This window comes from Lihuaxuella thermophila (genome assembly GCF_900110165.1).
In the GTDB taxonomy this organism is placed as follows: domain Bacteria; phylum Bacillota; class Bacilli; order Thermoactinomycetales; family Thermoactinomycetaceae; genus Lihuaxuella; species Lihuaxuella thermophila.
Genome location: NZ_FOCQ01000003.1, coordinates 70,034 through 95,781 on the forward strand (window position 1 = coordinate 70,034; position 25,748 = coordinate 95,781).

Genomic DNA, 25,748 nt, shown 5'->3' on the forward strand with positions numbered 1-25,748 from the left:
AGGCAATCCAAATCGGGAACCGAACCGCTCTAGTCAGCGTAATCGTCTCTTTGGTCTTTGCTGAACATCAGAACAAAATATGCCGATAAACCAAAGAGAAGCCAGTAGACCAAACTTCCCGACCAATAAGTGGCTTCCGTGGATAAGACATAGGGTACGGCATTTATAACCAAACAGGGGGCAGAGTACAAACATCCGTACAGGATGGCTTTCCTGTTCATCACAATCCCTCCGGTTCATCCTTAGTATGAACGGAAAATGGATGAATGAACCGGGATCTTCACCCGTATATTGAAGACAAGATGCTGTCTTTTCCTCCGCCCGCTTTTTTGTTATATTGGCAATTAGTGAGTTTCAAGGCGGAGTTGATCAACCCAATGAACATACAACTCAGTGAGCTGGCCGCGATCAGGCTCAAACTGCTGATCTCCGGGGAGAGATCGCCGGAACCTCTCGCCGTCCGCGTGGTTCCGCTCACTTCCGGATGCAGCGCCCCTTCTTTTGCGCTGGAGCTTACCGAAATCCTTCCGGAGTATGAAACGAAAACAGAAAAGGGAATCGTGTTTGCCTGGCTGCCATCCGAATCAGCCTGGATGGACGGCCTGGTGATCGATCTGAACAGGGAAAACGGCAAGTTTTCCATTTACCATCCCCATCCTCCGTTTATGTCCGATTGCCAACTGGAAAACTGACCGTCATTTGCCCGCAGTCTGTCTCAGTTTAAAATTCATTGGAGTTGTGGTACATGTTGACAAACAAATGGGTCCTCACGGCTGGAACCTCTCTGGTGATCATCGGTCTGATCTTCTTCGGCTATTTATGGCCTTTGGTATCGCGCTATGATCATGTCGACCCCGACGGCCGGACCCGGCAGGCGGCCATCGTATTAGGGGCCGCCCTATGGGATCAGCAACCGAGCCCCGCGCTTCAGGAAAGGTTAAACCAGGCTCTCCGGCTCTATCATGACGGGTTGGTTCAGTACATCATCCTTTCGGGAGGGCTGGGGAATAACGGCATCACAGAAGCGGAGGGCATGAAAAAATATCTGGTCGACCGCGGAGTACCTGCCGAACACCTGATTCTGGAGGATCGTTCCAGCAATACCAAGGAAAATTTAAAATTCACCGCAGAGATTTTGCAAAAGCACAAATGGACGGAATTGTACATTGTCACCCACGATTATCACATGTACCGGGCTTTAAATTACGCCCGCCAAGCCGGCATACACGCTGCCCCGGCTCCCGTCCATTCCAGGGTGCTGTTTACCCCTTACCATAAAACAAGAGAATGTCTCGCCCTCATCAAGCAAAAAGTATTTCATCTTTAACACGGAAAGGTTGGATCAAGCCAGGAATCCAGCCTTTTTATCTCCCTCTCTGTTCAACCCGTTTGCGCAACTCTTCATCCGTCACCTGAATCTCGAACGCATAAAAGGAGAACGGCTTCGCTTGAAACTGCTCCAGCTTTTCCAGATACTCCTTTGTCCGGCGCTTCACCTGGCAAAGATCGATCCCCATCCAAACAGGATCCGGATAATTGGACAGTTTATCCAAAGCGCCTCGCATCATTTTGAGAGCCCCGCCGACATTTCCATTCTGAAAGTGATAGAGTCCGACCGCCACTTGCAGAAGACCCTGGTAAAACCGCTCCCGCCCTTCCTCCAGCCACAGCTCTTCCAGAACCTCATGACACTCATAATAGTCTTGTTTCACGTTAAAATAATAAAGAAAGTCCACATAAAGCGGTGGATAGCCGGATGGACTGTGTCCCATTTGACTCTTCTCCCTTCGTATGAATGTATGGGTTTTTTCGTTTTCTTTCGGTACAATGAAAAAGAGTCTATAAAGAGAGGATGGAGCCCGTGAACCTGGAAACACCCAGCCAAGAGAATTTGGAACGAATCGTTGGTGAAATCAAAACAAGTCTTAAAGTGGTCAACGCCGCCATCATCAACCCGGAAGATTTCCGGCTCAGCGATTACGAAGATTTGTTGGAAATCCACCAAATGATTCAAAAGAAACAGGGACGCCTGACCATGATGGAAATTGAAGGAATCCTGGAAGAACTGCGGGAGATGCGCAAAGCCCACAAATGATCCCCCGCCGCCGTGCACATATGAAAAAGCAGGGATATCTTTTGCCTCCCTGCTTTTTTTGTAAAAAGCCCGCTGTTGATGCCGGAGCTTCCCCTTCCTGCCCGCTCAGCTTTCAAACTGCTTGGCCAGGGCTTCCGGCAGCGGTACTGATTTTCTCGCCTTCAGATCGATGACGACATTCACCACTTCCGCATCGGCCACAAGTTCCCCGCTTTCATTGTATATCTCATGTTTCAGCACATAACTGCTCCTTCCTTTGCGCACCGGCTCCGTGGACACGGTCAATTTCTGCCCCAATTTCGCTTCTTTGCGGTAGTTGATATTGATGTTGGCCGTGACGGTTCCCATGCCCATCTCAACAAACACATCAAACGGGAGGCCGGCTTTGTTATACCAGTCCTCACGGCTCCATTCCATGTACTCCAGATACTTGGCATTGTTCACATGCCCCATCACATCAATTTCCGTCGGTCTTACCTCAATTTGAATCGATGTTTTCATCTATATTACTCTCCTGTTAAGAAGGTTTTCTCTCTATTTTATTTCACATTTCATTTGCATTTTCCTTGACGGAATTTTTTCAATTTCATAAGGAAAATGCCCCCGGCTTCAAAGAGACGGGGGATCGGGGAACCAGCTTCGTATGTAATTGTTTAGCTAGCCGTTGAACAGATCTTCTTCATCCAGTAAATCCACAAATTGGATGATCTCGCTCCAGTATTTGCTGTCCAGGAGCTTTCTCAATTTTATGGATATGTATCGTTGATTCCAAAGAAACGCGGAAAACGTCAAGCGATTCATTTCAATGCCTTTTCCTTTATATTCTTCATAAAAACGCCCTGTTATCATGGGTTTCATCTGCCCAAAAACGGTTCGGCAGATTTCCCTCTGCCGGCTGGACTCGACAGCCGCACAGGCCTTGATTTTCATCCGGTTCCGTTTCCAGTCATGCAAGATGCGTTTGCTCAGGTAGCTGTTTTGATATCGCTCAAATCCTGCTTTTTCTTCCGGGGTGGCACGCGAGTGCGATTCCAACATATCATTGATCAGTTGAAAGACCATATGGAGCTGATTTTTTGTCAGATCCTTCGGCTCCACATTGGCTACATTCAAGTTAACCAGTTTAAGCGCCGGGATCATATCACCCATTTTCATCATTTGAGAATCCTGCTACTGAAACATAGCCTGATGGAAACCCCGAATTTTTTCCGCTGCATCCCATGTTGCCGGTCGCTTGAACTGTCTATGTTTCCGGTAACAGGATCACACCTCCTTAGTCAACATCTTCAATCTTAATCCTTTATTTGCCAACCTATCAGATCATCTATTTCGATCTTTTGAGGGACTTACTAATTCAATATGTAAAGCTCATATTCCTTCTGCTAAAATCAGATTAAATAAAACTATTTTCTGTCAATTTTTTATATATATTGATATTGTTTTCATGTGTTATCTGAATAAATGATCCTATATTTCAATGATCCAGTTGATCCATCTGTTAAAATAAAATTATAGGGAAAACAGCCGACAGATTAAAATTTTTTTGTGGAAGGGCATCGGAAACGGGCCGCTGGTAATCCCACTTTTCCCTGCATGCCTGATCGGTAGCGCCGATCCTGAGACGGGGCATCCCTGCCATACATATCCTGCATAAAGAAAAGAGTCGAGATGGATGATCTCGACTCTTTTCGTCAGCCCGTTTGATCCGGGTCTTTTACTTTTTATTCACCATATGAATGGCATTTCCGAACACACCTTCAGCCGCTTCCATGATGGTTTCCGGCAGGGTCGGGTGAGCATGGATGGTAAGGGCGAGGTCCTCCGCGTTGGCGCCCATTTCGATGGCGAATACCGCTTCGGAAATGAGGGTGGAAGCTTCCGGGCCAACGATCTGCACACCCAGGAGTTGTTTGGTTTCCTTGTCTGCAACCACTTGGACAAATCCGTCCGCATGGTTCATGGAAAGAGCCCGGCCGTTGGCTTGGAAGGCGAAACGGCTGACAATCGGGTCATATCCCTCTTCTTTGGCTTGTGCTTCGGTGAGTCCCGTATAGGCGATCTCCGGATCACTGAAGATCACAAACGGCATCGCCTGGTAATCGATCACACTGCTCATGCCGCACATGGCTTCTGCCGCCACTTTGGCTTCATAGCTTGCTTTATGAGCCAACAGCACTCCGCCAGCACAGTCCCCGATCGCGTATATGTGCTCTACATTGGTGCGGCATTGGTTGTCAATCTTGATAAAGCCGCGCTCATCCAATTCCACACCGGCGATTTCCAGACCCAGTTCATCGGTGTTTGGCTTGCGGCCGACGGATACAAGGCAATAATCGGCGGTGAAGGCTTTCTCTTCTCCGTTCACAGTGGCGCGAACGGTTACTTCCTCACCGTTTACTTCCCCGCCTTGCACCATGGCTTCCGTAATCACGGTGACGCCAAGCTTTTTCAGCTTGCGGGTAACCATTTTGGTCAGTGCCGGATCGGTTCCCGGGAGCAAGGATTTGGTTCCTTCCAGAATGGTGACCTCTGCCCCCAATTTGGCATACGCGGTTCCCAATTCCAGCCCGATATATCCGCCACCCACAACTACCAGGCGTTTCGGCACTTCATGCAAATTCAGGGCTTCAGTGGAAGACAGGATGCGTTTGCCGTCAAATGGCAATACACTTAGTTCAACCGGACGGGAACCGGTCGCGATGATCACATCGTTGAATTTATAAGTCTGGCTGGATTCGTCATTGGAAATGCGCACGCTGTTCGGGCCGCTGAAATACGCTTCTCCGTACACGATGTCCACTTGGTTGCCTTTCAGCAGGGACTGGACCCCGCCGGTCAGCTTCTTGACGACCCCGTTTTTCCATTCGATCAGCTTGGGCATGTTCACGCTCACGTCGCCGGATATTTCGATGCCCAGGTCACCCGCTTCTTTGATGTGCATATAGCGCTCAGCCGCGCTGATAATCGCTTTGGACGGAATACACCCGCGGTTGAGGCAGACACCGCCCAGGGCATCTTTATCTACGATGGTCACGCTGCGTCCCAGTTGAGCGGCACGGATGGCGGCCACATAACCGCCAGGCCCCGCACCGATAACGAGAACATCAACTTCTTGTGCAAGATCTCCCACTACCATGTTATCTCATCTCCATCATCAGTAGATTCGGGCTTTCCAGCAATTGCTTCACACGGCTCAAGAATCGGGCAGCCACGTCGCCGTCGATCAGGCGGTGGTCAAAGCTGAGAGATACGAACATCTGCGGACGGATGGCGATTTCCCCATTGTGCACAACCGGCTTTTCCTTGATGGTTCCTACACCCAGGATGGCCACTTCGGGGTAGTTGATGACCGGTGTAAAGAATTGTCCGCCAAAACCGCCGATGTTCGAAATGGTGAACGTACTTCCTTTCAGTTCGCTCGCATCCAGTTTCATGCTGCGCGCCCGTGTTGCTTTGTCGGCGATTTCTTCCGCCAGTTCAAAAATGGATTTGCGGTCGGCATCTCTTAAGACCGGAACCAGCAGGCCGTTGTCGGTGGCCGCAGCCAATCCGATGTGATAGTAATTTTTGATAATGATTTCTTCTTTTTCATCATCGATCGATGCATTCAGTGTCGGGAACTGACGCAATGCGGCGATGACTGCTTTGATGATAAACGGCAAATAGGTCAGCTTGATATTGCGTTCTTCGGCGATGGTTTTGCCCCATTTTCTAAGCGCGATCAATTCGGTTGCATCCACTTCGTCCATAATGGTGACGTGCGGCGCGGTGTGCTTGCTTTCCACCATGCGTTTGGCAATGGTACGGCGGATGCCGCGAAGCGGAATGCGTTCTTCCGTACCGGTGGTTTCAATCGCGGTTTTCGCCGTTGCCGGTGCAGCTGCCGCTTTGGGTTCCTCTTGCGGCTGCACGGTCGGCTTGGCCACTTTTTCACCGGAGGCGAAACTTTTCACATCTTCAGCCAAAATGCGTCCGTGTTTGCCGGTCCCTTTAACCTGCGTAATGTCCACTCCCAATTCGCGGGCAAGTTTGCGCACGGAAGGCATGGCCAGAACGTTGCCTTTTCTGGCCGCTCCGGCATTGACTGCCGTCTGGGTTTTTTCGGCGGCCGGCTGATCTGCTTGCTTGGGCTCTTCCGCTTGGGGGGCTTCTGCTTTTTCTTCAGCGGCAGGCTCTTCCCCTTCCGCATCGATGATCGCGATCAGGGAATGGGTGGGGACGACATCCCCTTCTTTGATTTTGAGCTCTCTCACTGTACCCGTTACAGGGGAAGGTACTTCTACCACCGCTTTATCGGTCTGAACTTCCAGAAACGTATCAAACTCTTCGATTTTGTCGCCTTCTTTGACATGCAGTTTGACGATTTCACCTTCCTGAATACCTTCACCCACGTCAGGCAATAGAAATTCGTATGCCACGAGTGTTTTCCTCCCATCTCAGAAACAATCATTTCTTCAAGTAGTCCATTTTCTCCCGAAGCACCGGGCGAATGAAACGGCGGTACAAAGAAGCTGCTGTGATGTCCGCTCATTCATTCCCGTGATCGGCGCGCACAAGAGAAAAGAGCTCATCGGTTGATCGATCAGAAATCCAATACTTGATTGATTGCGGCAAGCACGCGGGCCGGGGTTGGGAGCCACTCATCTTCAATTTGCGGGAATCCGAGCACGGTATCCGGTCCGGTCACGCGGAGAACCGGGGCTTCCAACTTCAGGATCGCTTTCTCATTAATTTGTGCGATCACTTCTGCGGCGATACCAGAGGATTTTTGCGCTTCCTGGACAATGATGGCACGGCCGGTCTTCTCAACGGAGTTGACGATCGTCTCAATGTCAATCGGGCTGATCGTCCGCAGGTCAATCACTTCCACTTTGGCTCCTCTTTCTTTTTCGGCCATTTCCGCTGCTTTCAGCGATGTATGTACCATCGCTCCGTAGGTAATGATGGTGACATCAGAACCTTCACGCACAACGTTGGCTTTGCCGAGCGGAATGGTATATTCGCCTTCCGGCACTTCTCCTTTTGTGAAATAAAGCTTCAAATGCTCCAGGAAGAAGACGGGATCATTATCACGAATGGCGGAGAGCAGCAAGCCTTTGGCATCATACGGGTTGGACGGGACGACCACTTTAATTCCCGGGGTTTGCGTGATCAATCCTTCCAGGCTGTCACTATGCAGCTCCGGTGATTTAACTCCTGCGCCAAACGGAGCCCGGAACGTGACAGGGCAATTGTATCTGCCGCCGGAGCGATAGCGCATCCGGGGGGCTTGTACAGCGATGGAATCCATCGCTTCAAAGATAAAGCCGATAAACTGAATTTCGGCTACAGGCCGGAAGCCTTGGGTCCCCAGACCCACAGCCAGTCCCCCGATTCCGGATTCAGCCAGAGGAGTGTCAAAGACGCGATCTGCGCCAAACTCGTTTTGCAGTCCGTCCGTTACGCGGAATACGCCGCCGTTTTTGCCCACGTCTTCACCAAAAATGAGTACATTGGGGTCGCGCTTCAGTTCCAAGCGCAGTGCATCGTTGATTGCTTTTACCATTGTCATTTGTGCCATGGATTATTTACCCTCCTTGACCGTGAACTCTGCTTTCTGCTCTTCCAGATGTGGAGGCGTATTTTCAAACATGCTGTCAATCAGGCCCTCAATCGTCATCTTTTCATAGGTTTCCGCTTTTTTGATCGCTTCGGCTACCGCTTTTTTCGCTTCTTCGACGACGCGGTTTTCATCTTCTTCCGTCCACAGTTTTTTGCTTTCCAGGTATCTGCGGAAGCGTACAAGCGGTTCTTTCTCGTCATATTCACCCGGCTCATCTTTGCTGCGGTAACGGGTGGGGTCATCTCCGGACATGGAGTGCGGTCCGAGACGATAGTTGAGCGCTTCGATGAGGGTGGGCCCTTCTCCGTTCCGCGCTCTTTCCACAGCATCGGAAACGACTTTGTAGACTGCGAGCACATCCATTCCGTCTACCTGAACGCTGCGTATGCCGGCGGCCACGCCTTTTTGCGCGATGGTTTGCGCCGCGGTCTGAATTTCAACCGGGGTCGAAATGGCATAACGGTTGTTTTGCACGACAAAAACAGCAGGAAGATTGTAAACACCCGCAAAGTTCATCGCTTCATAGAAGTCTCCCTGGGAGCTTCCTCCGTCACCGGTAAAGGTGATGGCCACCCGCTTTTCACCGCGCTTCTTGAACGCCATCGCCACGCCCGCTGTCTGGACATATTGGGCGCCGATGATGATTTGCGGCATTAACACATTGACGCCTTCCGGAATTTGACCTCCGTGCTGATGGCCACGAGACCAAAGAAAAGCCTGGTACATCGGATAACCATGCCAGTAGAGCTGCGGGATATCCCGATAACCCGGAAGAATGAAGTCTTCTTTTTTCAAGGCATACTGGCTCCCGATCATCGTGGCTTCCTGGCCGGAAACGGGAGCATAGAAACCGAGGCGTCCCTGGCGAGCCAAACCGACTGCGCGCTGATCCCAGACGCGCGTGAAGACCATTCTTCTCATCAACTCGCGCAATTGTTCATCTGTTAACTCCGGCATCTCATCTTTATTGACGACTTTGCCGTCAATGTCCAGAATCTGAAAGGTTTCAATGGGTTGCAACCGAACTTCGGCATTCGCCAACCCCTTCGCCATCTGTTTGGTCTTGGCCATTCTTCAATCACCTCATCCATAAGTTTAACTGAAAGCGTTTAACTGTTATAACCAAAAACAAAAACTGTTTTATAACAGAAAGGGGGAATCGCAGTTAAAATCTTGCTGTTTCTGATTTTTTCCGTTTGGAACAATGCGCCTTTATTCCATAATACAACTTAGATAAAATTTGTCAATTGAACTTCCTCAGCTTTAGCTTTTACAAAAATTCTTTTATTGATGACAAATACAGATTTCTCTCCGTGGAGATCAAGACCTGTCAGTCAGGCGAAAACACTTTTGTTATTCGGAACCGGGTTTCGGCTCGGCTTTCTCTTTCCCTGTCCGCAATGCTCACAAACAGGATTCTTTTTCAGCAATCAAAAAGGCTGATGCGGGTTTCTACGCTTGATCAAGCGGAAAATCACCGGCAAACGTAGATGCGGACGCTGCTGAAAATGATGGAGTATAAACGAAATTGAAAGTGTTTTAACCTTTTCTCTCATGTAAAGTCAACATTCATCCCTCTATTCTCTCTAGTACATCAACAAATATATTGTAAATCTTTCGGTCCGCATCATTTTTCACTTTCTGCCGTTCATCATCCGTTATTTCTGAAAGATATTGATTAAGAGTAAGGTCGATGGCCAAACTTGCCAGGGGGAACCCTTCCTTGATTACCTTGCTAGGCTTTGAAACAAAGTATCTCTCTTCAACCAGTTCATCTTGCCTGATCAGGTTTTCCCCCCAAACAAAAGCGATACCGGATACCCACTTCCCCTTACTTTCTCCACCTATTTTTTCTAGTTGACGGGAATAGTACTCAATCATTTCCCGATCAGTGAGCTTTTTACCGCCTGCCCTTCTCACCATCAACCCTGGCTGTTCGCTTTCCGGGAGTTTATCGATATACAAACTATTGTCAATCGAGAAAGTCGGCATTTTAGAGAGACGATAGTAGAACTTCGCTTTTTTTACTGCATTGTCAATAACATTCATTCCATCTTCCTCTGGCTCTTCAACCATGTTTAAATCGTTAAGTCCAACGATTTGTATTGGTAAATCTTTGACAACCGTTTTGATCCTGGCTACTTTCGATTTATTGTGTGTTCCGAACAAGATTTTTTTCAGATCCATCTCTCTTCCTCCCCAATAATAACTTTCCTCCTGCTATGCCGTTCCTTCAACACGATGGAAACTACTTTTCGACGGAGGAAATTCTCATAAACTGTTCCACTTTTCATGCAAACTGGCGTGATGTTACACGCTTCAATATTGAATTTCCTTTTGGTAATGATGACCGTTTCTGACATTGCAGGGGACGAGCATACAAGAGATTTGCGGATGCCCTGTCGAACAATTAAAATATTGGCAGAAATGAGACATCTCCTTCTCCACACAAAGAAGAAAGAGTGAATAAATCATGTCAGAAGAGCGCCTGATCAAAGTGAGTAAATTTTTAAGTTTTGTACTACGTCATCGTCCGGAAAAAATCGGAATCCAATTGGATCAAGCAGGTTGGGCAGAAATCGGCGAACTGCTCGCAGGATGTCAGAGAAATGGTTTTCCGGTTGATCGTGATGAACTGCATAAAGTAGTGAAGAGCAATGATAAAAGGCGATTTGCCATTAGCCAGGATGGTCAGCGCATTCGAGCTGTACAAGGGCATTCTGTACCAGTACAACTGGGCTATCTGCCGAAACAGCCACCGGATCGACTCTATCATGGAACAGCGTCCCGTTTTTTGGCTGCGATCAAACAACAGGGTTTAACCAAACAGTCTCGTCACCATGTTCATTTATCTCAAACGCGAGCCGTCGCTGATCAAGTTGGCAGTCGGCGTGGACGCCCTGTGATCTTAACCATTTTAGCGAAAGAGATGGCGGAAGCGGGTTATGTATTTTATCGGTCAGATAATGACGTTTGGTTGGTCGGGCATGTACCAGCAGAGTATATACAATTTCCCGATGAAACAGGTTGACTGGGTTTTGAAATCCCGAAATATTTATGTTCTTGTATGATAGATGAGGGATCTAGTCACTCCTTCGCCCATCCAGGGTCATCCATCCATCAGTATTTCAGCGAAAACGATTACAATGAGAGGGGTTTTTTGCATGTCCACTTTTAGTCAATCCCCCTACCGATGCCGGGTCGAATGGGGACAACGGGGGGCGAGGGAAGCCGCTGAGCGGGGCGATATTACCATTATTGTCGATGTTCTTAGTTTTTCTTCCACAGTCGTCACGGCTGTAAACGTTGGAGCGATTATTTTTCCTCATCCGCCCCCGCTGAATGAGCAAGCCAGGACCTATGCCGGACAAAAGGGGGCCGAACTGATTTTAGGCAGGGCAGAGGCAGCCAGGCTCGGAAAACCTTCTTTATCACCCGGATCTTTTGGACCCGTACACTCGGGAAAAAAATTTGTCTTATGCTCATTAAACGGAGCCGCTTGTACATGGATCGCATCGAAAGTTCCCGCTCTCTTGATTGGCTGTCTGTTAAATGCCTCAGCAGTCGCTGAAATGGCGAATCGACTGCAATTGGAGACAGGGGCTGATATTACGATTGTTCCCTGTGGTGAACAATGGAACCATGTGCAAGATGGCGAAAATCTGCTCCGGCCTTCGATGGAGGATTATTTAGGGGCCGGCGCCATCCTTGCAGAGCTGAAGGGCAGTAAGTCTCCGGAAGCTGAAGTTTGCATTGGCGCGTTTCATCATGCCGAACCAAACATCAGGGAGCTGATTTGGGATTGCGGGAGCGGACGTGAGTTGCGTGAACGCGGATTTGAAGAAGATGTCAGACACTGTGCGCGTTTAAATGTTTATCAGGCAGTTCCGTTATGGTTTCATGATCATTTTGTAAATGCATTCGGTAATCGGGAATAAATGAAAATGCAGGAGTTCTCCCAAAAACATGGGATCGCTCCTGTTTTTCTTATATATTGCTTCTGCAAACGATCATACATTTCATCAAGAAGGGCCTATACCAATAAATCCAATCGCTGGTTTTTGTTCATAAGAGTGAAGCGGAGCCTGTGACTTCAGGATTTAGTTTCAATTTCTGCTTGCAACCGCCGGTACAACTCCGGTTTGCGGTCTTTAAACGGCGAGACTTTTCCCTGCTCCCAGTTCTTTCGAAGCCGTTCAAGGTCCAGCTGGCAAGAGAGGACTTCTTCCTGATCCGCTTGGCAGAGGGCCAAAACCCCGTCCGGCGGAAAAGGGTGATCACAGGGAGAGAAGAATCCGCTTTGCGCATACGCGGCATCGATCTGGGGAATGTGCGGCAAGCCTCCCACCATGCCGCATTGCACGATGAAACGTTGGTTTTCAACCGCCCTCGCCTGGGCTGTGTGACGGACGCGATAATAACCGGCCATCGTGTCGGTGTAGACGGGGTTTAAGATCAATTCCGCCTGCTGTTCAGCCGCGATGCGGGCCAGTTCCGGAAACTCGATATCATAACAGATTAAAATGACCGTTTTGCCAATCGGGGTGTCAAACACCCTTAAATCTTCTCCCGGCGCCAGTTTCCACACTTTTCGTTCCTCAGGCGTGAGGTGAAGTTTCATCTGTCTTTCCACCCGACCGTCCGGATAGAAGAAGAAAGCCTCATTCACATATGAACCATTTACTTCATGAATATGCGTTCCGGCTAAAATCATCATGTCCGCTTCCCGGCTCAATTTTTGGAAAAACTTGAGATACGTGCCGGTGAACTGATCCAAGTAGGCGCAAGCCTGCCGGTGCGTTAAAGCCGGCCGGAGCGCCAGCAGCGAGGCCGTTAGATACTCGGGAAATACGAGCAATTCCACTCCTTGTTTTTGTGCCTGACGGACATGATGTTCAAGTCCCTCCCAAAACTGTGCTTCCGTTTGAAGGGGAGCAATTCTGTACTGGACGACTCCCACATTAGCCAATTTTCTTCCCCTCCTTGTCGTCCGGGTTCAGCCATTCCACCAACACGGCCTTGTTCATCGATTCTTCATCTTCCAGATAATCATCCATTACCTGCACCGGCTTCAGCCCTTGTTTCACCATAAAACTCAATACGAGATCCTTCAACTCACCTTGAACCACTTTTTGCACATATTCTTCAGCCGTCATCGATCCGGCGTATCGATGAAATCCGGGAATGCGGCATCCGGCGATCAGCCTTTTTAGGCCCAGGCTCCTGACCAGATTTTTGCGCGCTTCATACAAAGCCTGTGCCACTCCATGGCCGCGGAAAGAGGGACGGACACACAGATCGATCCCGTAGAGACTGTCTCCGTCCGGTTGATGGCTGCGGCGAATATACCCGTCATCGGCCACTTCCGCCCAGGTATGGGGCTCGCCGGTGAATCGGACGATCAACGAGGTGGCCGAACCCGCGATGATCCCATCCACTTCTGCAACCATCGCTCCTTCCGGAAAAACCTCGACATGCGCGGCGATCTGTTCCCGATTCCAAAGCAACTCTTCCGGAAAAGGAGGAGGAAACGCTTCCCGTTGTACGGTGAGCAATGCCTCAAAATCGTCCAATGTGTACGGCCTCACGCGAATATCCATCCTCTGCACCCCTTTTTGCAACAGCGATTCATTCTCCCCTATTATAGACAACCTGCGCCATTTGTTCGATTCCAAATTGACCCCAAGGGGCAACATCACCGAGCGAAATCGTGTATAATAGGATCGTACTCTCGCACCTTTTTAAGCCAAAAGGATGATCAGATATGTTAGCCGAACGAATCACTTCAGAAGAAACTCCCCGCCTGTGGGGAGATAAGCGTTATCATACATGGAACCACCATTTGCGGCAAATCTTCAAGCAAAAAGTTTTTAAAGTGGCACTGGACGGCGGCTTTACCTGCCCGAACCGGGATGGAAAGGTGGCGGTGGGGGGCTGCACGTTTTGCAGTGCCCGCGGGTCCGGCGACTTTGCCGGGAATCGTCGCGATGACCTGATCAAGCAGTTCCGGGATGTAAAGGAACGGATGCACACCAAATGGCCCGATGCCAAATATCTGGGTTACTTCCAGGCATTCAGCAACACCTACGCACCGGTCGGACAACTGCGCGAAATGTATGAAACCATCCTCGCCCAAGAAGGTGTGGTAGGCTTAGCGATCGCCACCCGTCCCGACTGTTTACCCGATGATGTGGTGGAATATCTGGCCGAGTTAAACCAGCGGACCTACCTGTGGGTAGAACTGGGGTTGCAGACCATCCATGAACGCACCTCTCAACTCGTCAACCGCGGGCATGATTTCGCCTGCTTTCTCAGAGGACTTGAAAAGCTGCGCAAACACGGGATTCGGACCTGTGTCCACATCATCCACGGACTTCCCGGCGAAACGGAAGAGATGATGATGGAGACGGTCGAAGCGTGCGCCAATATGGATATCCAGGGGATCAAAATCCATCTTTTGCATCTGTTAAAAAACACCCCGATGGTCAAGCAATATGAGCAAGGGTTGCTTCAGTTTCTGGACAAGGATCAATATGTGCGGCTGGTCGCCGACTCACTCGAACTGCTTCCCCCGGATGTCACCATTCACCGCCTCACCGGGGACGGCCCTCCGGACCTGCTCATGGGCCCCATGTGGAGCCTCAAAAAGTGGGAAGTGCTGAATGCCATTGATGATGAACTGGAGCGCCGCAACTCATGGCAAGGCAAAAAAGCCAAACCGCGCAAGCCGCCTGAGATTCCGGCCGGCTGAGGAGGAACTCCGTTGATTCTCCCCTCCACGTTGGAAAGCGCCCGCTCCTGGATCCGCCTGGCTCTTACGGCTGGGGGAACGGCGATTGACGCAACGGTGGGCAACGGGCATGATACGCTGTTTTTGGCCCAACTCGCGGGGCCTGCAGGTCGTGTCTTCGGTTTTGACATTCAAGCGGAAGCGATTGAGGCTACCAGACGCAGGCTGAGAGACGCCGGTCAGGAGCAACAGGTGCAATTGTTCAGATGTAGCCATCATCAAATGGACAAGATGCTTCCTGAAGAGATCAAAGGGAAAGTGGATGCGGCCATGTTTAACCTCGGCTATCTGCCGCATGGCAATCCCGCGATCATCACACAGCCGGAAACGACCCTCCATGCCTTGCAGATTTGCACGGAATGGCTGGCACCCGGAGGACTCATCACCCTCGCTTTGTATACCGGTCATCCGGGGGGGCAGGAAGAGGCTGACGCGGTCGTTCATTGGGCCTCTGCGCTTTGTTCCAGAAGGTTCCAAGTGATGTGGCAGCAGATCCTGAACCGCCGCCATGCCCCCTCTCTGCTCGTGATCGAAAAAAGAAGTTAAGAACAAACCAAAAAGCGATCCATTCCGCGCAGGGAATCGGGATCGCTTTTTTGGTTTATGCATCAACGCATGGGTTCATCGTTTTCCAAAAAAATAAAAAGCCGTGATGATAAATAAAAAACATCTTCCTGCTTGGGAAGATGTATTTTTTCTCACTTAGACTATCTTTGTATAAACCGTCGTTCAGCGATTCTTTTTCTGCTTGGCAGCCAGTGCGTTTAAACGTTCCTCGCTGCTTTTCAGCCATTTCTTCATCATATCCTCGAAATCAGCAGGCCCTTTGCGCCCGCCCCGGCGGTCTTGAGGGTTTCTCTTTTCACGCGGAGGGCGATCTTCGCTCAATGCTTTTATCGACAAGGAAATTTTTCCCGAAGGATCGATGGAAAGCACTTTTGCTTTGACAACGGCACCAACCTGCAGTTCATCTTCAACTTTTTCTACATATTTTGTAGAGATTTGTGAGATGTGAACCAGACCGGTTTCCCCCGATTCCAATTTTATAAAGGCCCCGAAAGGTTTGGTCGAGATCACTTCTCCCTGTACGACGGCCCCTTCCTTTAATTGACTCATTATAACACTCCCGCAGTGGAATTCATTCTGTTCCAAAGTATCATTTATTTGTTGAAAAGTCAATGGTTATTTATGCTATAAGCCATGACTCTGCTGTCTTTTGGGAATGATGACAATCCCGCCAGTTCACCACCTTTTTGCTTTCCTCATGAAAATGGGCGGCTGTCCTATATATCCACCATATACTTCATGACAGCCAATATTCGCCTTTATAAACGAAAACAGGGCATAAAATTGACGAAAAAAAGAAAAACAATCTACCGGTTCACCTTTGCACACCGATTATGTTATACTCTTTCTCGAATTGGTATGACATATTCCTGCTGAATAGACAAAGGTGGCTGTGAACATGAGTATGGTGATTCAAACCGAAAGTGGAGCTTCTTTTCATTTTGGCGGCAAAAAACATATGAACTTGAGCGTAGCGGAACTGGTGGAAGAAGCACTGCGCAAAAATGAAGCCGTACTGACCCATGAAGGAGCCCTCAGAGCCCTGACCGGCCCCTTCACCGGTCGCTCACCGAAAGATAAATACACCGTGAATGATCCATCGGTCACAAACTTCATCGACTGGGGCAGCGTCAACCAGCCCATGGATCCTGAAAAGTTTGAACAAATTTGGACGCGTTTACAAAGTTACTTGCGGGACAAGGAAGTCTATATTTTCGACGGATTTGCCGGAGCGGACCCCACTTATCGCCTCCCCATCCGGGTCATCAATGAATATGCCTGGCACAATCTGTTCGTGCGCCAACTGTTCATCCGCCCGACCGAAGAGGAACTGGCCGGGCATAAACCCGAGTTTACCGTTGTTTGCGCCCCCGGATTTAAAGCGGATCCTTCCGTGGACGGAACCCGTTCGGAAACGGTCATCGCCGTGAGCTTTGAACGTAAACTGGTGATCATCGCCGGTACTCAATACGCCGGGGAAATGAAAAAATCCATTTTCAGCGTGATGAACTATTTACTGCCTGATCAGGGTGTCCTGCCGATGCACTGCTCCGCCAATGTCGGAAAAGACGGGGATGTGGCCCTTTTCTTCGGCTTGTCCGGAACGGGAAAAACCACTCTGTCCGCCGACCCGGAACGTTTGCTGATCGGTGATGATGAACACGGCTGGTCGGATCGCGGTGTATTCAACTTTGAGGGCGGATGCTATGCCAAGTGCATCGGTCTCAGCCGGGAAAAGGAACCTCAAATCTGGGAAGCGATCCGTTTTGGAACCGTATTGGAAAACGTGGTACTGGACCAACACAGAAAACCGGATTTTCATGACAATACCCTCACCGAAAACACCCGTGCCGCCTATCCCGTTGATTTCATTCCGGGTGCAGTGATTCCCGGCGTGGCCGGTCACCCGAATGTCATCTTGTTTTTAACCGCGGATGCTTTCGGCGTCTTACCCCCCATTTCCAAATTGACGCCTGAACAAGCCATGTACCATTTCTTGTCCGGGTACACCAGCAAGCTGGCGGGAACGGAGCGAGGGGTGACGGAACCGGAGGCAACTTTCTCCACCTGCTTTGGCGCCCCGTTCCTGCCCCGCCCGGCCCATGTGTACGCAGAAATGCTGGGCAAAAAAATCGCCGAGCACCAAGTGGATGTCTACCTCGTCAACACCGGTTGGACAGGTGGTCCTTACGGAGTGGGCGAGCGCATGAACCTGGGCTACACCCGCGCCATGGTACGCGCAGCCATCAACAGGGAACTCAGCCAGGTGAAATATACCGTCGATCCGATCTTCGGGCTGGCGATGCCGCTCGAGTGTCCGGGTGTGCCTGCTGAACTGTTAAACCCGAGAAACACGTGGAAAAATACGGATGAATACGATCAGAAGGCCAAAGAGCTGGCTGAACGGTTCCATCAACATTTCGCCAAGTTTCCGGATGTATCGGCAGCGGTTAAAGCCGCCGGACCAAAACTATAAATAGCTCCAAACAACAGCCCGCCCATCCCGGTGCGGGCTGTTTCTCTATCTTTATTTATAAAGATCAGCCTTTTATATTGAAAACACAGAAGAAGATTTGCTATGATCAGCAGAGTGATGGAAACGGAATGTCAGGAAGGAAGACATGGATGATGATGAAACCTGTAGTAATCGGAGTGGCAGGCGGTACCGGTTCGGGAAAAACAACCGTTGCGCGGAAGATTGTGGAACAGTTTTCGGATTCGGTCGTATATCTTGAACAAGATTCGTATTATAAAGACCAGTCCCATCTGTCGCTGGAAGAGCGGGCCAACACAAACTACGACCATCCGCTCGCATTTGATAACGATCTGCTTCTTGAGCACCTGCACAAGTTGCTGCATTACCAGCCGATTGATAAACCCGTCTATGACTACAAACTCCATACCCGCTCCAGCGAGACCATTTATCTGGTCCCCAAAGACGTGATTATCGTTGAAGGCATTTTGGTTCTCGATGATGAGCGCCTGCGGGATCTGATGGACATCAAACTATTTGTGGACACGGATGCGGATGTGCGCATTTTGCGGAGAATCGAGCGGGATATCAAGGAGCGCGGCCGCACATTCGAATCCGTGATGGAACAATATCTGAGCGTGGTTCGCCCGATGCACTTGCAGTTTGTGGAACCGACCAAACGCTACGCGGATCTCATCATTCCCGAGGGCGGCCACAATGAGGTAGCGATCAACCTTTTAATCAACCAGATTCGCACCTTTCTCCATTCGCCTTCCAAACTGGTTTAATCGATGAATCATGAACTGAGAGAATTGCATCGGTTCACTGAACGGGCCATAAAAAACCCAGCATCCGCTGAGGACCGCTGGGTTAGCTTGCTTCTTTATATTTGAACCGGATCAAACTCTATTTCCGTCTAAGCATGGATCATTTGCTGCTTTCTTTTTGCTGCTCTACCTTTTTCAAACGCTCGGTTAATACTTTGAGACGCACTTTCAATTCCTCTCCCCATTCATCATTGGAAAGGATTTTGGAAATACGGAGCAGATCGAGCGAGTGATCGATTTGTTCCCGCAAAATGGCTTCCAAATCGCCATCCTCTTGGAAACTTACACAAAATTCCTTCCACTCAGCGACCATATCGGGGTTTACAACTTCTCGGAGGGTGGTTTCCTTCACACGATCTTCTTTGGCATATTCGACCACTAACTCAAATTCTTCTTTCACAGCTGGGTGAACTTCAATGTCATGGCATACAGGACAATAGAGCATAGGAACATGATGCACCACAATCGACTGCTGGCGCAATGTTCCAACCATCCCGATCTTGGATGCTCCACAGCAGTAGCTCATGGTCTTCCCTCCCGTTCCCTGTTATGATCAAAACCCCTGCAACAAATCGAGCTGATTCGTTAAGGATGTGTTATTATTTTACCACAAATCTGTAAAGTGCAAACGCAAGGGAAGAAATTAGAAAAAGCACAGCCAGATGCTATGCTTCTCAGGGACACCAGCCCATATCACAGTTGTGTGCATAATGATTTTGAAAAACCCGGTGATCTCCCACCGCATAAATATGGTTATCCTCCATGGTATAACCATCATATATTTCAACTTCTCCTGTTTGCATGTTAATCTTGCCGACCGGGGAACGATTGTGGTACAACACCAGCCCGCCCGCTTCCATTTTTCCGGTCACTTTGCGTGTAATATTGATGCGGCAGGAGTTACGCTCATCAGACATAAAAAAACCCCCTGATCAAATAACCTCTGTTCTTATTTTGCACCAGTGCGGCGACTTTCATGAGAAGGTTATTTACCAGGGGAAATCGGAATATGATTAGCTTTCGCTTACCGCTTGTTCATACTGTTCTGCGGTGAGCAGATTTTCCAGCTGGGAAGGATCGGACATCTCGACCACAATCATCCAGCCGTCTCCGTAAGGGGAGTCATTCACATTTTCAGGGGAGCTTTCCAGCTCGCCGTTTACCTCGACCACTTTCCCGCTGACCGGAGCATACAATTCAGAAACGGTCTTGACGGATTCCACGCTGCCAAACGGCTCTCCGGCGGTCACTTCCGCCCCTACTTCAGGAAGCTCTACGAATACGATATCTCCAAGCTCAGATTGGGCAAAGTCGGTGATTCCGATGCGGACTTTATCTCCGTCCAATGTTTGCACCCATTCATGCTCCTCAGTATAACGCAGTTCTTTTGGCAAGTTCATCCACATTTCCCTCCGCTTATTCGAGCTCTCCCAACACGCGCTCTAAAGGTTTTTTCAACATGGAAAGCGCTTTCTCACCGGCCGACCGGTGCCGGAGCAGCCCATTTTTGTCAAAAAGATAGAAAGCCGGTACATACTCATTTTCAAATGCATCCACCACATTATGCTGATTATCAATGCCTTGGGGATGTTTCAGTTCGTATTTTACTATGGTTTCTTTGACTGCGTCCACATCTGTATCTTTTTCAGAACGCGGCATGTGAATGCCCACCAATTTCAGCTGAGGCAGTTCTTCTCTCATCCGATTGAGTTCCGGCAGGCTTTCTTTGCACATATGGCAGCTGATCGACCAGAAATGGACCAAAACGGGTTGGCCTGCCAAATCGCTGTTGGTTACTTCCCCGTTGACCCATTCGGTGATCCCTTTGATCTCAGGCATTTCCGTACGTAAACGCAAGGCCACTTCAATCTACCTCCTGGTGAATGGAAATAAAGGACCTAACGGTGGCGTTAGGCCCTCTTGCGGTCCTGAAGGGAATTAAAGAGTTTTTTCGCCCGGTTTCCAGTTGGCTGGGCAGAGTCCTCCGGTTTGCAGTGCTTGCAGCACGCGGAGAGTTTCATCTACGCTGCGGCCGACATTCAAATCGGTTACCACTTGGTAACGAACGATTCCTTCCGGATCGATGATGAACAGACCGCGCAAGGCGATACCTTCTTCTTCAATGAGAACACCATAGTCACGGCTTACTTTGTGAGTGGTGTCTGCAGCCAACGGGAATTTGAGTTCGCCGAGTCCGTTTTCGCTGCGGGGAGTTTTAATCCAAGCACGGTGAGAATATTTGCTGTCGGTGCTTACACCGATGATTTCACAATCGAGGTCGGCAAATTCTTCATAACGGTCGGAGAGAGCCGTGATTTCAGTCGGGCAAACAAAAGTGAAATCCAGCGGATAGAAGAAAAGAACGAGCCATTTTCCTTCATAGTCGGAAAGCTTTACTTTCTCATCCAGCGTTTCCAGATTTTTTGTGCTTTCCATTTCGAAATCCGGAGCTTTTAATCCTACAAGACGTTGCGCCACTTGAAACTCCTCCTCAACTAATGGTTAGACTTAAAGTTTTGCCAAACTTAATCTACCCACTATGTAAAATTTATAATCAAGGGTCTTGTTTGGCACAAGATCAAAATAACACGTCTGTTAATTAAAGTCAATCCTAGTTTAAAGTTACTATTATATGAAAGGGATTATCAATGTCTGTCGCTGCACCTGTCACCTTCCGAAAAACTGCATTTCAAAGTTCGGGATCATACCGTTGTCCGTTGGGTTTCATCGACTCGTTCACCGAAAACCAAATTACTCTCCCCCACACTCTCAACTCCTCTGTAAAAAGCGCACTTGTATCTGTAAATATTTCTTTTAATATTTTTTAAAAAAGAGGAGTTGAATAAGATTTCTATAATATTTACAAATGGATAACGGCTGCTTACTAAAAAGCAGTTATGCTCTAATCATCCACAAAAAAACAGTATTCTGGGAGAGGAGAATTTCTTTCGTGGGCCACACATTCAGGCATCGTGCAGGAGCCGTCTTTTTGAGCCTGCTCTCGCTGGTTTCTGTTCCTTTTCTCACTGCTTTTGCCGATGGAGGGAAAGATCCGAAACCGGTCAGTGTTCAGATGCTGAGCATCAACGATTTCCACGGACAACTGGACAGAGTCGGGAAAGTGAACAATCAGCCTGTCGGAACGGCTGCCTATCTTGCCGCCTACTTGGAGCGCGAAATGGAAAATCCCAACACGCTGCTGGTTCATGCAGGCGATGTCGTCGGGGCGAGTGCACCGGTATCGGCACTTCTCCAGGACGAACCGACCATTGAAATTCTCAACACGTTGGGTTTTGATGTCGGTACAGTCGGAAACCACGAATTTGATGAAGGCGTCAAGGAAATGATGCGCCTGATCTACGGCGGAAGCCACCCGAAAACGGGGTACTTTGAAGGCGCCGATTTCCCTTATACGGTTGCCAACGTGCTCGACAAACAGACAAACCGTCCCATTTTGCCTCCTCACATCATCAAGCGGGTCAAAGGAATTCCGATCGGATTCATCGGAGTTGTAACCAAAACCACTCCGTCCATCGTCACTCCTGACGGGGTGAAAGATGTGGTCTTCACCGATGAGGCGGAAGCGATCAACCACGAAGTCACAAAACTGAAGAAAAAAGGGGTTCAAGCCATCATGGTTCTCGCCCATGAAGGCGGCACCCAGGACAGCAAGACAGGGGAAATCACGGGCCCGATCGCCGAGATCACCAAAAAACTGGATCCTGAAGTGGATGTCGTCTTTGCCGGACATTCCCATACTTTTTTGAACGGCAACATCGACGGCAAGCTGGTTGTACAAGCTTACAGCTACGGAACCGCGATTGCCGATGTGGATCTCGTCCTCGACCGCCGCAGCAAAGATGTGATCCAAAAACGGGCGGAAGTGGTCACCACGTTCCATCAAGGCATGACACCCGACGCTGAGATCCAACACATCGTGGACCAGGCGCAAGCCAAAGTGGAACCGATCATCAATCAGGAAGTGGGACAAACCTCCGCAGCGATTACCCGCCAAACCAATCAAGCGGGGGAATCAGCGCTCGGCAATTTGATCGCCGATGCACAGCGCTGGAAAATGCAGACCGACTTCGCCTTTATGAACCCGGGCGGCATCCGGGCTGACCTGCCTGCCGGAAAAGTAACCTGGGGCGATGTGTTTACCGTTCAACCCTTCAACAATGATCTGGTCAAGATGGAACTGACCGGCGAGCAAATCCGGCGCGTGCTCAATCAGCAATTCCAGGACCCCGGCCGGATCCGCATCCTGCAAATCTCCGGGTTGCAGTATTCCTATAATCCCGACCGCCCGGCCCATGACCGTGTTGTCGACCTCAAAAAAACAGACGGCACACCCATTGATCCGACACAAACCTACACCGTGACCGTTAACAGCTTTCTCGCCTCGGGCGGAGATGATTTTACCGTGTTCAACGAAGGGCTCAACCGGATCGTCGGACCGGTGGATCTGGATGCGCTCATCGAATACATCAAACAGCTTCCACAGCCGTTTTCCGCCCAAATTGAAGGGCGAATTCAATTAACCACTCAGTGAACCGAATCACCCCGAATCCTTTCCGCCCGAAAGGACTTCGGGGCATTTATTTTATCGGCCATTGAAAAGTGCCTCCATTCATTCAATAATAAGTTTATAGAATTTAGGAAATCACCTTTTGAAAAGGAGGTGCTTGCTCTGCCATAGGGCAAGCAGCGTGATGGAAAAATTATTTGAAGTGATCGAATCAGCACAGGGACCGTATGCCAAATTTGAAATCCTGCAATACAAACCGCTTGAACTTCCCGATTATTACTTTTCACAAAAAAGCGGTGTCCGCCTGAAGCAAGTCCGGATCACGCTGAACAACGGGACGGTGATGACGGAAGCGGGAGCACTCCACTTTATGAAAGGCCACATCACCGTGGAAAACTCTGTAGGCGGGGCCACGGGGATGCTAAAAAAATTGGCCAGCTCCATGCTGACCAATGAATCCGTCTTCAAACCCACCTATCAGGGACAAGGGGAAATCTATCTGGAACCCGACTTTGGACATTATCTGATCCACCAGCTGGATCATGAAGAAATCATCGTCGATAAGGGCATGTTCTATTGCTGTGAATCAACGGTAAAAGTGGGCTTGGCCGCCATGAAAAACATCTCTTCCGCGACAAGGGGCGGTGAAGGTTTCTTCCAAACCAAGCTGAGCGGCTCCGGCATCTGTGTGCTCAAGTCACCCGTTCCGCAAGATGAGATCATAAAATTCCAGTTGAACAACGAACGCTTGCAGGTGGACGGGGACTTTGCCCTCTTGCGCAGCGGCAGCATCCAGTTCACGGTAGAGAAATCGACCCAATCGATGATCGGTTCCGTGACGAGCGGCGAAGGCCTATTGCAGACCTTCACCGGCACCGGCCAGGTTTGGATCGCCCCGACCCAGCATCTGTACCGTCCGTCTGTACCGGTGCAGAAAAAATTCAGTGGCTGACGGCTGTATCCATGTGTGTCATGGATTCCGTTGACCACTCCCCATGCGTAGAAGGTACCACCCTCCCTCGTCCGACGGCCAGAAGGAGTGCCCGTGGTACGCTCGCTATCGTCCCCGTAACTAAAGTCAGGGGTTTTCCCGCCCGCAAGGATCTAAAAGAAATCTCACATCTGCGTATGGGGAACAATCGTGTCATCACACCAGATATCAACTAGAGCCGGTTGCTTGGAGGCAAGTGCCTGGCGAATGGCGCCTTCCAGCTCTTCCACTCTCTCCACCCGGTATCCGGTAACCCCGAACGCTTGAGCGAACGCGACAAAATCCGGGTTGAAAAGATCCGAGCCGAGTGTTTGCAGTCCGCTGGCTTTCATTCGGTTTTTTTCCATGGCATAAGAGCCGTTATTGATCAGGAAGATCGTAATCGGCAATTGATAACGGGCCACTGTTGCCAAATCGGCCGCAGTGGTCAGAAATCCTCCGTCTCCCGCGATGGAAACCACTTGCCGCTCGGGATACACCAGCTGGGCAGCCATAGCAGCAGGCAAACCGAACCCGAGAGTGCGCCATCGGCCTGAGATCAGAACTTCTTGTCCAGCCAGCTCGGCGATTCGTTCAAACCAAAGCGTATGATCTCCCACATCCAGGGCGATTACGGCATCCCGTTGCAGACACCGGCTGATTGCCGCCATCACCCGCTGGGGAGCGAGCGGAAACCCGTTTTGCCCGGCTTCCGCTTCGATTCTCCGGGTCCAGTTCTCTTTTTTTTGCCTGATTTCATTCAGCCATCGGTCATTTTCCTTGGCCCGGACCCCATAGATCATCTCGCCGAGCAAATACGAAAGGTCTCCTGCCAATGAAGCCACATTGGGGTGCGTGCGGCCGATATTTTCCCATCTGGCATCGATTTGTACAGTGGGTACATGTTTAGGCACATAATCTTCCGGCCACCAGGTGGCACCCAGAATAATGCAGAGATCGGATTGTTTTAAGAGATCGGTAGCCGCTTCGCTCCCGGCCTGTCCCAATCCTCCGACAAACAGGGGATGATCATTGGGAATGTATGATTTCGCAGGCATGGTGACCATAAGCGGGGCCTGAATTTTTTCCGCTAGTTTCATCACCTGCTCCTGTGCTTCCCTGACCCCCCGACCGACCAGAAGAACAGGCCGCTCCGCCTGATTAATCCAGTCGAGCACAGAAACCATGTCCGTTTTATTGGGCATCATCACAGGGATTTGCGGCGGCATGGAATAGATCGGGGCGTTCAGAGAGAGCGGCCACACATCTTTGGGAATGCTGAGATGAGCCACTCCCCCTCCGGAAACAGCCGTTTTCATGGCGATGTTCAATTGGTGCGGAAATGCCCGGGGATCCACCACCAAAGATGTGTACAAAGCAATCGGGTCCATCAACCGTTGCTGGTCAATATCTTGCTTGCCCCCAATGCCCAATCGGGGCCGCTCCACCTGTCCGGTAATCGCCAGGACAGGCACATGATCCTTATAGGCATCAGCCAGCCCGTTTAATAATAGAGCGATTCCCGGCCCGCTCGTTGCCGTGCACACGGCCGGCTTTCCGGTTACCTTCGCTTCTGCCGCCGCCATCAGAGCAGCGGTTGTTTCATGCCGGCAGGAGATATACCGGATCTTGTCTTGCCTGGCCAGTTCATCCAGCAAGTACAGGTTGGCATCTCCAGCCACCCCATAGATGCGCCGGACTCCCCATGCGGTCAATTGTTCAACCAAGTGGCCCGTCACCGTACGGACCTGATTCAAGCCATCGGCTTCCATTGGCCTCCCCCCTTTTCGTTCAAAGACTCTTTTCTACCATAGTTTGACTCGCTCCCCCCTAAACATGCAAAACTTCACTTTTACGTAACGTAAACCGGTACAATGAACGGTGAATCCATGTGAA

Annotated in this window: 29 protein-coding genes; 11 read left to right on the forward strand and 18 right to left on the reverse strand. The window is 49.9% G+C overall.

Translation table 11 applies throughout. From position 1 onward, the window contains the following. Positions 1 to 29 precede the first annotated feature (29 nt). Complete coding sequence (locus BMW55_RS03885) at positions 30 to 221, reverse strand: hypothetical protein (RefSeq protein WP_089965573.1); 192 nt, start codon at positions 219 to 221, stop codon at positions 30 to 32. Between the two features lie 156 nt (positions 222 to 377). On the opposite strand from BMW55_RS03885, the gene BMW55_RS03890 reads away from it, so the two are divergent. Both BMW55_RS03890 and BMW55_RS03895 read left to right on the forward strand, forming a co-directional pair. Beyond that, the gene (locus tag BMW55_RS03890; protein ID WP_139179430.1) at positions 378 to 692 is read left to right on the forward strand and encodes an iron-sulfur cluster assembly accessory protein; all 315 of its coding nucleotides are present in this window, start codon (positions 378 to 380) and stop codon (positions 690 to 692) included. A gap of 53 nt (positions 693 to 745) precedes the next feature. Beyond that, the gene (locus BMW55_RS03895) at positions 746 to 1,327 is read left to right on the forward strand and encodes a YdcF family protein (RefSeq protein ID WP_089965577.1); all 582 of its coding nucleotides are present in this window, start codon (positions 746 to 748) and stop codon (positions 1,325 to 1,327) included. 37 nt (positions 1,328 to 1,364) lie between these two features. On the opposite strand, the gene BMW55_RS03900 is transcribed toward BMW55_RS03895, so the two are convergent. After that, on the reverse strand, positions 1,365 to 1,772 hold the full coding sequence (locus tag BMW55_RS03900) for a DUF309 domain-containing protein (protein WP_089965579.1): 408 nt from the start codon (positions 1,770 to 1,772) through the stop codon (positions 1,365 to 1,367). An 89-nt stretch (positions 1,773 to 1,861) separates the two neighbouring features. Between BMW55_RS03900 and BMW55_RS03905 the strand changes: the two genes are divergently transcribed. After that, positions 1,862 to 2,095, forward strand: coding sequence for a DUF1128 domain-containing protein (locus BMW55_RS03905; RefSeq protein ID WP_170839728.1), 234 nt, complete (start codon positions 1,862 to 1,864; stop codon positions 2,093 to 2,095). A 105-nt stretch (positions 2,096 to 2,200) separates the two neighbouring features. Here BMW55_RS03905 and BMW55_RS03910 read toward each other — a convergent pair whose 3' ends face one another. From BMW55_RS03910 to BMW55_RS03940, 7 genes are all read right to left on the reverse strand, one after another. Next, the gene (locus tag BMW55_RS03910; RefSeq protein WP_089965582.1) at positions 2,201 to 2,596 is read right to left on the reverse strand and encodes an acyl-CoA thioesterase; all 396 of its coding nucleotides are present in this window, start codon (positions 2,594 to 2,596) and stop codon (positions 2,201 to 2,203) included. Positions 2,597 to 2,752: 156 nt separating this feature from the next. Beyond that, positions 2,753 to 3,253, reverse strand: coding sequence for a hypothetical protein (locus BMW55_RS03915; protein WP_089965584.1), 501 nt, complete (start codon positions 3,251 to 3,253; stop codon positions 2,753 to 2,755). Between the two features lie 556 nt (positions 3,254 to 3,809). Next, entirely contained in the window at positions 3,810 to 5,231 is a 1,422-nt protein-coding gene (gene lpdA / locus BMW55_RS03920; RefSeq protein ID WP_089965585.1) for a dihydrolipoyl dehydrogenase, read from the reverse strand. Between the two features lies 1 nt (position 5,232). Continuing rightward, entirely contained in the window at positions 5,233 to 6,513 is a 1,281-nt protein-coding gene (locus tag BMW55_RS03925; protein WP_089965586.1) for a dihydrolipoamide acetyltransferase family protein, read from the reverse strand. 164 nt (positions 6,514 to 6,677) lie between these two features. Beyond that, on the reverse strand, positions 6,678 to 7,655 hold the full coding sequence (locus BMW55_RS03930) for an alpha-ketoacid dehydrogenase subunit beta (RefSeq protein ID WP_089965588.1): 978 nt from the start codon (positions 7,653 to 7,655) through the stop codon (positions 6,678 to 6,680). 3 nt (positions 7,656 to 7,658) lie between these two features. Continuing rightward, positions 7,659 to 8,750 carry a pyruvate dehydrogenase (acetyl-transferring) E1 component subunit alpha gene (pdhA, locus tag BMW55_RS03935; RefSeq protein WP_089966008.1) on the reverse strand — a complete coding sequence of 364 codons (1,092 nt, stop codon included), beginning with the start codon at positions 8,748 to 8,750 and terminating at the stop codon, positions 7,659 to 7,661. A gap of 516 nt (positions 8,751 to 9,266) precedes the next feature. After that, the gene (locus tag BMW55_RS03940) at positions 9,267 to 9,884 is read right to left on the reverse strand and encodes a non-canonical purine NTP pyrophosphatase (RefSeq protein WP_089965590.1); all 618 of its coding nucleotides are present in this window, start codon (positions 9,882 to 9,884) and stop codon (positions 9,267 to 9,269) included. Between the two features lie 286 nt (positions 9,885 to 10,170). On the opposite strand from BMW55_RS03940, the gene BMW55_RS03945 reads away from it, so the two are divergent. Both BMW55_RS03945 and BMW55_RS03950 read left to right on the forward strand, forming a co-directional pair. Next, on the forward strand, positions 10,171 to 10,728 hold the full coding sequence (locus BMW55_RS03945) for an RNA 2'-phosphotransferase (RefSeq protein ID WP_089965591.1): 558 nt from the start codon (positions 10,171 to 10,173) through the stop codon (positions 10,726 to 10,728). Between the two features lie 133 nt (positions 10,729 to 10,861). Continuing rightward, positions 10,862 to 11,635: a 2-phosphosulfolactate phosphatase gene (locus tag BMW55_RS03950; RefSeq protein WP_089965593.1), complete on the forward strand. Its 774-nt coding sequence runs from the start codon at positions 10,862 to 10,864 to the stop codon at positions 11,633 to 11,635. A 155-nt stretch (positions 11,636 to 11,790) separates the two neighbouring features. Here the strand turns inward: BMW55_RS03950 and BMW55_RS03955 are convergent, their stop codons facing one another. Both BMW55_RS03955 and BMW55_RS03960 read right to left on the reverse strand, forming a co-directional pair. Further along, positions 11,791 to 12,657, reverse strand: a complete 867-nt coding sequence (locus BMW55_RS03955; protein WP_244527444.1) for a carbon-nitrogen hydrolase family protein — start codon at positions 12,655 to 12,657, stop codon at positions 11,791 to 11,793. Position 12,658: 1 nt separating this feature from the next. Continuing rightward, a complete protein-coding gene (locus tag BMW55_RS03960; RefSeq protein WP_089966010.1) occupies positions 12,659 to 13,297 on the reverse strand; it encodes a GNAT family N-acetyltransferase in 639 nt (212 codons plus the stop codon). Positions 13,298 to 13,461: 164 nt separating this feature from the next. On the opposite strand from BMW55_RS03960, the gene mnmL reads away from it, so the two are divergent. Continuing rightward, on the forward strand, positions 13,462 to 14,448 hold the full coding sequence (gene mnmL, locus BMW55_RS03965) for a tRNA modification radical SAM protein MnmL/YtqA (protein WP_089965596.1): 987 nt from the start codon (positions 13,462 to 13,464) through the stop codon (positions 14,446 to 14,448). 12 nt (positions 14,449 to 14,460) lie between these two features. Continuing rightward, a complete protein-coding gene (gene mnmM / locus BMW55_RS03970; protein WP_089965598.1) occupies positions 14,461 to 15,033 on the forward strand; it encodes a tRNA 5-(aminomethyl)-2-thiouridylate-methyltransferase MnmM in 573 nt (190 codons plus the stop codon). Between the two features lie 183 nt (positions 15,034 to 15,216). Here mnmM and BMW55_RS03975 read toward each other — a convergent pair whose 3' ends face one another. Further along, positions 15,217 to 15,603 carry a S1 RNA-binding domain-containing protein gene (locus tag BMW55_RS03975; protein ID WP_089965600.1) on the reverse strand — a complete coding sequence of 129 codons (387 nt, stop codon included), beginning with the start codon at positions 15,601 to 15,603 and terminating at the stop codon, positions 15,217 to 15,219. A gap of 355 nt (positions 15,604 to 15,958) precedes the next feature. Here BMW55_RS03975 and pckA point away from each other — a divergent pair, with 355 nt between their 5' ends. Further along, positions 15,959 to 17,530 carry a phosphoenolpyruvate carboxykinase (ATP) gene (gene pckA / locus BMW55_RS03980; RefSeq protein WP_089966012.1) on the forward strand — a complete coding sequence of 524 codons (1,572 nt, stop codon included), beginning with the start codon at positions 15,959 to 15,961 and terminating at the stop codon, positions 17,528 to 17,530. Positions 17,531 to 17,679: 149 nt separating this feature from the next. After that, entirely contained in the window at positions 17,680 to 18,315 is a 636-nt protein-coding gene (udk, locus tag BMW55_RS03985; protein ID WP_089965602.1) for a uridine kinase, read from the forward strand. 139 nt (positions 18,316 to 18,454) lie between these two features. Here the strand turns inward: udk and BMW55_RS03990 are convergent, their stop codons facing one another. The 5 genes from BMW55_RS03990 to BMW55_RS04010 form a co-directional block, all read right to left on the reverse strand. After that, positions 18,455 to 18,880, reverse strand: a complete 426-nt coding sequence (locus BMW55_RS03990; RefSeq protein ID WP_089965604.1) for a hypothetical protein — start codon at positions 18,878 to 18,880, stop codon at positions 18,455 to 18,457. A gap of 148 nt (positions 18,881 to 19,028) precedes the next feature. Beyond that, complete coding sequence (locus BMW55_RS03995) at positions 19,029 to 19,271, reverse strand: DUF2553 family protein (RefSeq protein WP_089965606.1); 243 nt, start codon at positions 19,269 to 19,271, stop codon at positions 19,029 to 19,031. A 96-nt stretch (positions 19,272 to 19,367) separates the two neighbouring features. Then, positions 19,368 to 19,754 carry a glycine cleavage system protein GcvH gene (gcvH, locus tag BMW55_RS04000; RefSeq protein ID WP_089965608.1) on the reverse strand — a complete coding sequence of 129 codons (387 nt, stop codon included), beginning with the start codon at positions 19,752 to 19,754 and terminating at the stop codon, positions 19,368 to 19,370. A 16-nt stretch (positions 19,755 to 19,770) separates the two neighbouring features. After that, a complete protein-coding gene (locus tag BMW55_RS04005) occupies positions 19,771 to 20,211 on the reverse strand; it encodes a TlpA family protein disulfide reductase (RefSeq protein WP_089966016.1) in 441 nt (146 codons plus the stop codon). Positions 20,212 to 20,292: 81 nt separating this feature from the next. After that, a complete protein-coding gene (locus BMW55_RS04010) occupies positions 20,293 to 20,832 on the reverse strand; it encodes a peroxiredoxin (RefSeq protein ID WP_089965611.1) in 540 nt (179 codons plus the stop codon). A gap of 472 nt (positions 20,833 to 21,304) precedes the next feature. Here BMW55_RS04010 and BMW55_RS04015 point away from each other — a divergent pair, with 472 nt between their 5' ends. After that, complete coding sequence (locus BMW55_RS04015; protein ID WP_425283814.1) at positions 21,305 to 22,906, forward strand: bifunctional metallophosphatase/5'-nucleotidase; 1,602 nt, start codon at positions 21,305 to 21,307, stop codon at positions 22,904 to 22,906. 160 nt (positions 22,907 to 23,066) lie between these two features. After that, positions 23,067 to 23,834 carry an AIM24 family protein gene (locus BMW55_RS04020; protein WP_089965614.1) on the forward strand — a complete coding sequence of 256 codons (768 nt, stop codon included), beginning with the start codon at positions 23,067 to 23,069 and terminating at the stop codon, positions 23,832 to 23,834. Between the two features lie 164 nt (positions 23,835 to 23,998). On the opposite strand, the gene BMW55_RS04025 is transcribed toward BMW55_RS04020, so the two are convergent. Beyond that, a complete protein-coding gene (locus tag BMW55_RS04025) occupies positions 23,999 to 25,624 on the reverse strand; it encodes a thiamine pyrophosphate-binding protein (RefSeq protein WP_089965615.1) in 1,626 nt (541 codons plus the stop codon). Positions 25,625 to 25,748: the final 124 nt, after the last annotated feature.